Origin of the sequence: Paraburkholderia tuberum STM678, from assembly GCF_902833905.1 — a bacterium.
GTDB classification, from domain to species: domain Bacteria; phylum Pseudomonadota; class Gammaproteobacteria; order Burkholderiales; family Burkholderiaceae; genus Paraburkholderia; species Paraburkholderia tuberum.
Map to the genome: position 1 here is coordinate 214747 of NZ_CADFGP010000009.1, position 10983 is coordinate 225729.

8 protein-coding genes, 1 pseudogene and 2 riboswitches are annotated in these 10983 nt (G+C 65.8%); of the genes and pseudogenes, 4 read left to right on the forward strand and 5 right to left on the reverse strand.

Features of this window, described 5'->3' with window-relative positions:
* The 3 genes and pseudogenes from cobO to cobA form a co-directional block, all read right to left on the reverse strand.
* The gene (gene cobO / locus HWY30_RS10715) at positions 1 to 603 is read right to left on the reverse strand and encodes a cob(I)yrinic acid a,c-diamide adenosyltransferase (protein ID WP_090805916.1); all 603 of its coding nucleotides are present in this window, start codon (positions 601 to 603) and stop codon (positions 1 to 3) included.
* Positions 600 to 1094 carry a cobalamin biosynthesis protein gene (locus HWY30_RS42675; protein ID WP_425199368.1) on the reverse strand — a complete coding sequence of 165 codons (495 nt, stop codon included), beginning with the start codon at positions 1092 to 1094 and terminating at the stop codon, positions 600 to 602. Before HWY30_RS42675 ends, cobO begins: the two co-directional genes overlap by 4 nt.
* 15 nt (positions 1095 to 1109) lie before the next feature.
* A pseudogene (cobA, locus tag HWY30_RS42680) lies at positions 1110 to 1847 on the reverse strand (uroporphyrinogen-III C-methyltransferase); the annotation flags it as partial.
* Positions 1848 to 2042: 195 nt separating this feature from the next.
* Positions 2043 to 2302, reverse strand: a riboswitch (cobalamin riboswitch).
* An 80-nt stretch (positions 2303 to 2382) separates the two neighbouring features.
* Positions 2383 to 2660, forward strand: a riboswitch (cobalamin riboswitch).
* 202 nt (positions 2661 to 2862) lie between these two features.
* On the opposite strand from cobA, the gene cobW reads away from it, so the two are divergent.
* Genes cobW through HWY30_RS10740 form a run of 4 tightly spaced genes read left to right on the forward strand, consistent with a single transcriptional unit; the run spans position 2863 to position 9555 of the window.
* Entirely contained in the window at positions 2863 to 3954 is a 1092-nt protein-coding gene (gene cobW / locus HWY30_RS10725; RefSeq protein WP_279613279.1) for a cobalamin biosynthesis protein CobW, read from the forward strand.
* 14 nt (positions 3955 to 3968) lie between these two features.
* Positions 3969 to 7787 (forward strand): cobaltochelatase subunit CobN, encoded by a 3819-nt coding sequence (gene cobN, locus HWY30_RS10730; protein WP_090805913.1) that lies wholly within the window; start codon positions 3969 to 3971, stop codon positions 7785 to 7787.
* Positions 7784 to 8884: a magnesium chelatase ATPase subunit I gene (locus HWY30_RS10735; protein ID WP_090805912.1), complete on the forward strand. Its 1101-nt coding sequence runs from the start codon at positions 7784 to 7786 to the stop codon at positions 8882 to 8884. Before cobN ends, HWY30_RS10735 begins: the two co-directional genes overlap by 4 nt.
* Positions 8885 to 8940: 56 nt before the next feature.
* Complete coding sequence (locus HWY30_RS10740; RefSeq protein WP_176078877.1) at positions 8941 to 9555, forward strand: vWA domain-containing protein; 615 nt, start codon at positions 8941 to 8943, stop codon at positions 9553 to 9555.
* Positions 9556 to 9622: 67 nt separating this feature from the next.
* Here HWY30_RS10740 and HWY30_RS10745 read toward each other — a convergent pair whose 3' ends face one another.
* Together HWY30_RS10745 and HWY30_RS41035 are read right to left on the reverse strand one after the other, a co-directional pair.
* Positions 9623 to 10567 carry a flagellar brake protein gene (locus tag HWY30_RS10745; RefSeq protein WP_090805910.1) on the reverse strand — a complete coding sequence of 315 codons (945 nt, stop codon included), beginning with the start codon at positions 10565 to 10567 and terminating at the stop codon, positions 9623 to 9625.
* A gap of 147 nt (positions 10568 to 10714) precedes the next feature.
* Positions 10715 to 10983, reverse strand: a 269-nt coding sequence (locus tag HWY30_RS41035; protein ID WP_208524310.1) for a hypothetical protein, incomplete at its 5' end; no start/stop codon positions are given.

The window sequence follows — 10983 nt, forward strand, 5'->3', positions numbered from 1 at the left end:
TCAGAACTCCACGCCGCGCTGCGCCTTCACACCTTGCTCGCGATACGGATGCTTGATCGCGCGCATTTCGGTGACGAGGTCGGCAGCTTCGATCAGCGCGTCCGGCGCATGGCGTCCGGTCACGACGACATGCAACATCGGCGCACGCGCGTTGATCACCGCGAGCACTTCGTCGAGCGGCAGGTATTCGTACTTCAGCACGGTGTTCAGCTCGTCGAGGATCACCATCTGGTAGTCGCCGCTTTCGATCATCCGCCGCGCTTCGTTCCAGCCTTTGCGCGCGGTCGCCATGTCGGCCTCGCGGTTCTGCGTGTTCCACGTGTAGCCGTCGCCCATCGTGACGAAATCGCATTGCGCGATCGCGCCGAGGAAATCGCGCTCCGACGTATGCAGCGCGCCTTTGATGAACTGCACGACGCCGAGCCGCATGCCGTGGCCGAGCACCCGCACGGCCATGCCGAACGCGGCCGTGCTCTTGCCCTTGCCGGTGCCGGTGTTGACGATCAGCAGGCCTTTTTCGACGGTCGCGCCGGCCTGCTTCTTTTCGTGGCCTTCGCGGCGGCGTTCGGTCATGCGTTGATGCGATTCCGGATCGGTTTTCATCGAGGGTCCTGGTTTTGAGAGGCGGGATAGGATGGGGGCGCGTCGCTAAGGGCAGCATTGTTCACCGCTGCGATCGCCACCGTGATGCCGGCGTGCGCGGTCTTGCGTACGATTAGACGCGCGTTTTGCGCGGTTGTGCCGGAGTCCTGCGCCGTTGCCGCCAGCAGCGCGCACGGCTCGCACACACCATCGACACCGAGATGCGCGTGTGCCGCCGCCGACGGCGACGCGACCGGTACCGCGGCGATCTGCTCGCGGCTGAACAGTTGCAGCGGCAGCTGATGACGTGAGCAGAATTCGAGCAGACCGGCTTCGTTGGCTTTGATGTCGATCGTCGCGATCGCGCGGATCTGCTCGAAGGCATTCGATCCGAGCGCTGCGCGGACGGCGGCTTCGATCTCAGCGGCTTTGCTGTGCAAGCGGCAACCGATGCCGACGCTCAGCGTTTTGATCGCGCGTCCGAGTCCGTGTCGTGTCGCGCTCGCTGCCAGTTCGTGAGCAAAGCCGGCGTCGCGTTTGGCCGCATCACGCGCCAGTGCGAGCGACGCCACAGCGCCGATCACGACGATCGCCGGCGAGCCGAGCCCCGCGCGCGCCACCGCCTCGGCGAACTCGCGAAGCGGCGCGAGCACATGACGCTGCTCAGGCCGCGTCGCCGACTCGATCGCCGCGCACGGCGTGTCGGCGGACATGCCGGCCGCGAGCAATGCGCGGGCGATCTCGCCGAGCCGGCGCATGCCCATGTAGATCACCAGCGTCATGCGCGTCGCGGCGAGCGCGGCCCAGTCCGGTTCGCCACTGCCGGCGCCGTGGCCGGTGACGAACACGACGCCCTGCGCGAGATCACGATGCGTGACCGCGATACCGAGCGCCGCGGGCGCCGCGATGCCGGCCGTGATGCCGTTGATCACGTCGACTTCGATACCCGCGGCCTGCAGCGCCTGCAACTCTTCGCCGCCGCGGCCGAACACGAACGGATCGCCGCCCTTGAGCCGCGCGACGCTGCGTCCCGCGCGCAGATGCCCGAGCATTTGCGCGACGATGTCGGCTTGCGGCGTCGACGGATGGCCGCCGCGCTTGCCGACGTACACGACTTGCGCGTCGGTGCGCGCGAACTGCAGCACGTCGGGATTCACCAGATCGTCGACGAGCACGACATCGGCCTGCGCGAGCGCACGGGTGGCCTTCAGCGTGATCAGTTCGACGTCGCCGGGACCGGCGCCGATCAGCCAGGCGCGCGTCATCGCGGCGTGCATGGCGCGCGCCATGCGGTGATGGAAGAAGAGAAGCGGCGTGCGACAGCGCGCGCGGCGGTGAATATAGAGGTCATGCGCAACTGCGAATCCGGGCACGCGCGATGCCGCGCTGCTACGCCTTCACATCCGTTCCCCGCGGATTCCGGCGGCCGGCGGCGCCGCGTGATGCACGGATGCAATGCGGCACCGCCTCCGCGTCTGGCCGGTATCCGGGCTGGCGGCCTCATGCGCTTCGCCTTCCCGTCCCGGTTTGTGGATTCGCGGGACAGTGGCATCAAAAAACGCATGCGCGGCACGGCGGAATCGAAGGCGAATCGAATCGCGCGCCGCAGGTCGCTTACCGTTGCGGGGACAGCACAGGTTGAACGCGCGAGGCGCTGCCTGTTTCCCGTTTAACTGCACACGCGAGCGCATGTGCGGGCACCAAACGCGCGCATACGATAGCACATGGCGCCTTGCCGGATAAGCCTCGGCGGCGCTTTCCGGCTCGGTGCGTTGCTTGACTGCGCAAGGCCGCGGGCCTACACTCGCACGCACTTTGGGTGCTCGCATGCGCGCTCGTGCGCATGCAGTTAAACGGGAAACAGGGAGCCACCTGCTCTGGAGCGGCTAACCTGTGCTGTCCCCGCAACGGTAAGCGAAAAGCGGTTCCGGCTTGATAGCCGGGCACCGCAGTGCCGGCTTCGATGTCCTCGCGCAAGCTCGCGTGGACATTTCACCACTGGACGAGAAACCACTCGGCCGGGAAGGGGAAGCGGCGCTTTCGCCAGCCCGGATACCGGCCCAAAGAAGCAGAACGACCGCCGCGGGGATGCGGCGGCGCGTTCATGACCTCAGTTCCGCTTTCTGTATTTCCGTTGTCGCGGCCATGCCGTCGTTCGTCCCCGTGTCTGGTGATCGCTGGTACTGCTGCGCGTGCTTCATTCGCTCCATTCGCCAGCCGACGCGGACCCACGCGCGGACTTTCCGGCATACCGATCAACGCCAAGGGATGGACCTCACGATGCAAACTCAATTGCGCAAGATCCCCGTCACGATCGTCACGGGCTTTCTCGGCAGCGGCAAAACCACGCTGCTGCGGCACATTCTTCAGCATGCGGGCGGCAAGCGCATCGCGGTGATCGTCAACGAGTTCGGCGAGCTCGGCATCGACGGCGAAATCCTCAGGGCCTGCGGCATCGGTTGCGATGAAAACGGCGTCGAGACCGAAGGGCAATTGTATGAACTCGCGAACGGTTGTTTGTGCTGCACCGTGCAGGAAGAATTTTTCCCGGTGATGGAAAAGCTCGCGGAGCGCCGCGATGAACTCGATCACGTGCTGATCGAAACGTCGGGCCTGGCGTTGCCGAAGCCGCTCGTGCAGGCGTTCAACTGGCCGCAGATCCGCAACGGCTTCACGGTCGACGCGGTGGTGACGGTGGTGGACGGCCCGGCCGCCGCGAGCGGCCAGTTCGCCGATAACCCGCTCGCCGTCGATGCGCAGCGCAAGGCCGATCCGAATCTCGATCACGAGTCGCCGCTGCACGAGTTGTTCGAAGACCAGTTGTCGGCGGCCGATCTGGTGATTCTGAACAAGACCGATCTGATCGACGACGCGCGGCAGCACGAGGTCGAAGCCGCGATCCGCGCGGAGATTGCGCCGCAGGTGAAGATCGTACGTGCGCAGCAGGGGCGGCTCGACCTGCATACGCTGCTGGGCCTCGAAGCGGCGTCGGAAGAGACGATCCACCTGCGTCACGACCACCACGGCTCCGCCGACGACCCCGATCATCACCACGATGAATTCGATTCGGTCGTCGTGCAGGCACCCGTACCGTCGCGCGACGCGGCGCTCGCCGCCTTGCAGGCGCTCGTCGAAACCCACACGATTTACCGTGTCAAAGGCTTCGCGGCACTGCAGGGCGCGGCGATGCGTCTCGTGATCCAGGGCGTGGGCCGGCGCTTCGACAGCTACTTCGACCGGCGCTGGCAAGCGGGTGAAAATGGCGACGGCGCGTTGAGCCGCTTCGTGCTGATCGGCGCAGACCTCGACCAACACGCGCTGCAACAGGCGTTCGACGCGGCGCTCGGCGCGACGTCGAACGCGACGGCATAAACGGGCGCACCAGCATGCATCTGCTGCGCACGACGCCGGGCGGCTTCGTCGACGATACGCAGGGCGTGATCCGCATCGATCAGCAGCCCGCCGAGATCGTCGTGCTCAGTTCCGCCGACACCACGCTGTCGCTGCTCGCGAGCGTAGTGCCGCGTCTCGGCGACGGCTTTCCGAGCGTGCGGCTCGCGAACGTCACGTATCTGCGTCAGCCTGCCTCGGTCGATTTCTATCTGGACGACGTGTTGCAGCATGCGCGCGTGGTCGTCGTCGATCATCTCGGCGGCGAAACGTATTGGCCGTACGGCATCGAGCAGGTGGTCGCGCTCGCGCAGCGCAAACAGCAAACACTCGCGATGTTTTCCGGCGATCTGCAGGAAGACCCGAACCTGCTCGCGCGCAGCACCGCGAGCGCCGGGTTGTGTCAGCAGCTGTGGCGCTATCTGCGCGAGGGCGGTCCGCAGAACGCCGAGGCGTTTTTGCGCTGCATCGCGTATCGCGCGCTCGACTGGGGGCGCGAACCCGATCCGCCGCGCGCGTTGCCGGCCGCGTCGCTGTATCACCCCGAGCGCGATACCCCCATCGTCGCCGACTGGCAGGCGCGTTGGCGGCAAGACGCGCCGGTCGTCGCGATTCTGTTCTACAAGGCGCATCTGCAGGCCGCCAATACCGCGGTGTTCGATGCGCTGATCGACGCGCTCGAAGCGCAAGGGCTCAATCCGCTGCCGCTCGCGATCACGTCGCTGAAGGATGCGGTGAGCCGCGATGTCGTGCAGTCGCTGTGCGCGCAACATGGTGTCGCGCTCGTGCTGAACACGACTGCGTTCGCCGCTTCCGCGATCGACGACCCGGAGCCGCTCGCGCTCGCCGGCGACGCGCCGGTGTTTCAGGTGATCCTGAGCGGCGGCAATCGCGAAGACTGGCTGAAGGACAACCACGGCCTCAATTCGCGCGACATCGCGATGCATATCGCGCTGCCCGAAGTGGACGGGCGCATCATCACGCGCGCGATCAGCTTCAAGGGGCTCGCGTATCGCTGTGCGCATACGCAGGTCGACGTGGTCCGCTATCAGCCCGACCTCGAACGGGTGCGCTTTCTCGCCGAGCTGAGCCGGCGCTGGTGCCGTTTGCGTTCGCTCGATAACGCCGACAAGAAAGTCGCGTTGATTCTCGCCAACTATCCGATGAGCGAAGGGCGCATCGGCAATGGCGTCGGGCTCGATACGCCGGCGTCGGTGGTCGGCATTCTGTCGATGCTGCGCGATGAAGCTTATCGTGTCGGCGAACTACCCGAAAACGGCGACGCGTTGTTGAACAGGCTGACCGAAGGCGTGACCAACGATCCGGTCGTACGCGATCTGCGTCCGGCCCTGCAAAGCCTCGCACTCGACGACTATCTCGCGCATTTCAACGCGTTGCCGGCGAGCGTGCGCGACGCGTTGAACGCGCGCTGGGGCATGCCCGAGCAGGACCCCACGCTACGGCGCGGCCGCTTCATGATCGCCGGCTGGCGCTGCGGCCAGGTGTTCGTCGGCATTCAGCCTGCGCGTTCGCGCGAGCACGGCGACTACGCGAGCTATCACGATGCGGAGCTCGTACCGCCGCACGCATACCTCGCGTTCTATTTCTGGCTGCGCCATCAGTTCGGCATCGACGCGGTCGTGCACGTCGGCAAGCACGGCAACCTGGAATGGCTGCCGGGCAAAAGCGTCGCCTTGAGCGACGCGTGCTGGCCCGATCTGATTCTCGGACCGATGCCGCATCTGTATCCGTTCATCGTCAACGATCCGGGCGAGGGCAGCCAGGCGAAGCGGCGCGCGCAGGCGGTGATCATCGATCATCTGATGCCACCGCTTACACGCGCCGAAAACTATGGGCCGCTGCAGGACCTCGAACGCCAGGTCGACGAATACTACGAGGCATTGATGGTCGATTCGCGTCGCGCGAAGCTCTTGCGTCGCACGATTCTGACGACGATCGTCGAGCATCGGCTGCACGAAGAGCTGAGTCTCGCGGCGCCGAACCGACAGGACGATGAAGACGCGCTGCTCACACGCGTCGATGCGTGGCTGTGCGAGCTGAAGGAAGCGCAGATTCGCGATGGCCTGCATACGTTCGGGCAGTCGCCGCGCGGCGTGCAGCGGCGCGACACGCTGCTCGCGCTCGGGCGCTTTCCGGTCGGCGATGGGCGGGCCGGCAAGGCGGGGCTCGTCGACGCGCTGGCGCGCGATCTGCGCATCGATCATCGGTTCGACCCGTTGACGGTGGATTGGGCCGCCGCATGGGACGGCCCGCGACCCGAGGTATTGCAGCGGGTCAGCGATGCGCCGTGGCGACATTACGGCGATACGCGCGAGCGGTTGGAATTGCTCGCGGGCGAGCTGTTGCGCGGCGTCTGCGGTGTCGATTGCGATGACGCGGATCGTTCGCAGGCCGTCCCCGTAGCTGACGAAAGTCTGCCGCAAGCGGCACAGGTGATCGCACGCCTGCGCGACGACGTGCTGCCGCGTCTCGACGCCTGCGGCCCGCAGGAAATGACGCAACTGAAGCGCGGCCTCGAAGGACGTTTCGTGCCGCCAGGTCCGAGCGGTTCGCCGTCGCGCGGTCGGCCCGACGTGCTGCCCACCGGCCGCAACTTCTATTCGGTCGACACGCGCGCGGTGCCGACGCAAGCCGCGTGGGCACTCGGCCTGAAATCGGCGCAGCAACTGATCGAGCGGCATCTGCAGGAGCACGGCGATTATCCCCGCGCGATCGGCCTGTCGGTCTGGGGCACCGCGACGATGCGCACCGGCGGCGACGATATCGCGCAGGCGCTCGCGCTGCTCGGCGTGCGGCCGAAATGGGCGCCGGGCAGCCACCGTGTGACGGACTTCGAGATCATGCCGATCGACGCGTTCGATCGGCCGCGTATCGACGTCACGTTGCGCGTATCCGGTTTCTTTCGCGATGCGTTCGCGAACGTGATGCATCTGTTCGATGCGGCCGTGCAAGCGGTTGCCGAACTCGACGAGCCCGCGGAGCTGAATCCGATTCGCGCGCGCGTGCAGCGCGAACGCGATGCGTTGATCGCGCGCGGCATGGACCCGGTCGAAGCGCGCAAGCGCGCCGGCTGGCGCGTGTTCAGCGCGCGGCCGGGTACGTACGGCGCGGGTCTGCAGCAGATGATCGACTCGCGCCAATGGCAGACCGACGCCGATCTCGCGAACGCGTATCAGGCATGGGGCGGATATGCGTACGCGCAGAAGAGCGCGGGCGAGGAGGCGCATCAAGCGTTTGGCACGCGCCTCGCAGTGATGGACCTCGTGCTGCAGAACCAGGACAACCGCGAGCACGACGTGCTCGATTCGAACGACTACTACCAGTTTCAGGGCGGCATGGTCGCGGCGGTGCGGCATCTGGCAGGTCAGCAGCCGCGCGTCTATCACGCGGATCACAGCAATCCGGCCGCGCCGCGCGTGCGGACCTTGCAGGAGGAGATCGCGCGCGTGATCCGCTCGCGCGTGGTCAATCCGAAATGGCTCGACGGCGTGAAGCGCCACGGCTACAAGGGCGCGGCCGAGATCGCCGCGACCGTCGATTATCTGTATGGCTACGACGCGACCGCGCGCGTGATCGCGGATCATCAATACGCGCTCGTCGCCGATGCTTATCTGAATGACGCCGATACGCGCGCATTCATGCAACGGCACAATCCGCATGCGCTGCATTCGATTTGCGAGCGTTTGCTCGAGGCGATGCAGCGGGGGCTGTGGCAGCAGCCGGGTGACTATCGCGCGCAGGTGGAAACGCATCTGCTTGCGAGCGAACAGCAGATCGAAGGAAGACAAACATGAATGGAGCGATGCGAGGAGCGGACGACGCAGGTTGCTCCGCCTGTGTATCGGGTACGGCGGCGCGGCCCATTTTTCCGTTTGCGGCGCTGATCGGCCAGGCCTCGTTGCAGCAGGCGCTGGTGCTCGCGGCGATCGACCCGGGCTTGGGCGGCGTATTGATCAGCGGACCGCGTGGCACCGCGAAGTCGACTGCCGCGCGCGCGCTTGCGGAACTGCTGCCGGAGGGAGAGCTCGTGAATCTGCCGCTTGGCGCGAGCGAGGATCGTTTGATCGGCACGCTCGATATCGAAAGCGTGCTGCGCGACGGCTCGGTGCGCTTCTCGCCGGGGCTGCTCGCGAAGGCGCATCGCGGCGTGCTGTACGTCGACGAAGTCAATCTGCTGCCCGATGCGCTCGTCGATGCGTTGCTCGATGCGGCGGCGAGCGGCGTCAATACCGTCGAACGCGATGGCGTGTCGCATAGTCATGACGCGAGCTTCGTGCTGATCGGCACGATGAATCCCGAAGAGGGCGAGTTGCGGCCGCAATTGATCGACCGCTTCGGTCTGATGGTGGAGTTGCAGAACGCGTTCGAGCCGCAGGTGCGGCAGGCGATCGTCAAAGCGCGGTTCGCGTTCGATCTCGATCCCGTTGGGTTTCGTACCGTTTACGCGGAGCAGCAGGCTTCATACGTGCAGCGAATTCGCTCGGCGCGCGCGGCGCTGCCGCTGCTGTCGTTCGATGACGCCGTCCATGCGCGCGTGAGCGCGCTATGCATCGACGCGGCCGTCGACGGCCTGCGCGCCGACCTCGTGATGCTGCGCGCGGCGCGCGCGCTGGCCGCATTCGAACGGGCAGGTGCGGTGACGGTGCGGCATGTGGAGCGCGTTGCCGATCCGGTGCTGCTTCATCGGCGGCGTCAGCATGATTCGCAACATGCGAATCAGCGCCGGCCAGAAAGCGCGGCGCCGACACGGGACGTCGCTGCGGGTGCATCCGGCGATACGGCCGCATCCACGACACCTTCCGCCGACTCCGAGTGGGGCTACCTGCCGCCCGAGCCGACGGCGGCTTTGCCTGTCAAAGGCGTCATTGCGCTCGACGCAAAAAAACGCTGAGCCATCGGAAAGGCGCCGCCGCTGACTCGCGCAGCGGTTTTCGATGGCGAGAAGGCGTGGGGGCGGATTCGCGCGACACGTCGCGCGGCGAACCGGGCAGGCGCATTGCATGGCCACCGACGCTCGCCGCGATGCGCGAGCACACGCTGCGTCGTGAGCATCTGCGTTTCGTACGGGAAGTGCCGCGTGGCGGTGTGCTGCATTGCTTCGTGCTCGATTGCTCCGGGTCGATGCTGGCGGGCCAACGCCTCGCGTTGGCGAAGGGTCTACTGACTGCCTTGTTCGACCGTGCGAGTGCGATGCGCGCCGAGGCTGCGCTGATCTGCTTCGGCGGTGCGGGAGCGGATGTGCGCTTCGGCCCCGCCGTGCCGCGCTGGTGGAACGAGCGATGGCTCGCGCCCGTGGGCGGAGGCGGCGGTTCGCCGCTCGCGTCGGGCGTGCGCAGCGCCGCGCAACTGCTCGAACGCTGCGCGCGGCGACGGCCGGCCCAGCAGCGCTGGTTATGGATTCTGACCGACGGCCGCACGAGCGACGAACCCGCGCGGCCGGCCGACGTCGATGAAGTCGTGTTCGTCGATTTCGAGCGTGGTGCGATACGGCTCGGTCGTTGCGAGGTGCTCGCCGATGCCTGGGGAGCGCGGCGGTTGACGCCGGAAGAGTTGCTCGGCTGATCGATGTGCGCGCAGCGAGGTCGACGCTGCTGTGTCCGCACGCGCGTTGCTTTTGTGGCCGTACCGCTTATTTCAGTCCGTTGGACCAGTGCTGCACATTCTCCTGACGATCGAACACGAACACCTTCATCGCCATCTGTTGAACGGAATCGAGTTGATCCAGTTCTAGCCCATGCATGGACGGCTCGCCAGGCGTTTTGCCCTTCTGAACGTTGCGGATCACCGCCGTCGTCTCGATCTGTGAATCGTATTCGGCCGACTTCAGCCGGAACGCGATGCGCAGCCGCTCGCCGACTTCGCCCAGTGTCCATGACGCACTCAACGACATGCCGAGCGCGCTGATGCCCTTGGCGAGTCCAAGGCCTTCGTAAGTGTCACCGCTCCCGCCGATGCCAAACCGCACGGGCAGGTGCGCGTGGACGCGGATCGATTTGCGCTCACGGAGCCGGCGGACCATACCGGGCCTCGACAACACGGCATAGTCGAACGGCACGCGGCAGACCGCTTCGACCGTGCAGACGAAACGGAACACGGCCTGACTCGCGATCGCGACGACCTCGACGTTCTCGCCGGGCGTGAGCGGCAGCGGTTGGCCCTGCAGCATCGGCGGCGTGACGAACAGCGCATGATTCGGCGCGAAACCGATGATGCCGCAAGGTTGCATCGGCGCGCCGCTGCCGAGTTGCGAACGCATGCCGATCAATGTGCCGATCTCGAGGTGCATGTCCTTCAGCGTCAACTCACCGGCGTGGTCAGGCTGGGCGGTTGGCGCCGGCGGTTGTTGGGCGCCGAGGTCGAACAGGTCGCCGCGTTGCGGGCGGAAGTGTTGAAACAGAAAGGCGCGCTCGTCGGTGGTCGCGAGCGTCGTCGCGCTTGCGAAGAGCAGCGTGCCGTCGGCATCGACGATCGGCCATGGGAGCGGCGTGCCTACCGGCACCGTATCAGGCTCGAGCATCGGGGATGCCGCGGCGGGCTGGGTGTCCTCGACGTGTGCGTCGACGAGATTGTCCATAGTCGGCAGCTAATTTAAGTGGCGGGATGATCTGATTGACGGCGGGGAAGGGTAGAACTTTAATTTGGGGAGCGGTGGTGAGTTCGAGCCGTGCTCGGACTACTTTGTTTTGTCGGTATCAGGACTTCGGCGGGTTGAATCGGATGACTAACTATTTCCGCTGATTTTCGGTCTGGCCAGAGTTGACTCTTTTTTAGGGCTGGCGGCAATGCGATGGAGATGGCAGTCTTTGCTCCCAAAATAAATTCGCAGAAGGGTATTGACGTGTTGTCGACCGCTCTCCATAATCCCGTTTCTCTGCTGCAGACGCAGCGACGCAAACGAAGCAGTGCCGGGTAGTGGTGGTTCAGGCGCGGCGGGTTTGGCGGACCGATCTTTAAAAACTAACAGTCGATAAGTGTGGGCGCTTGATGCGG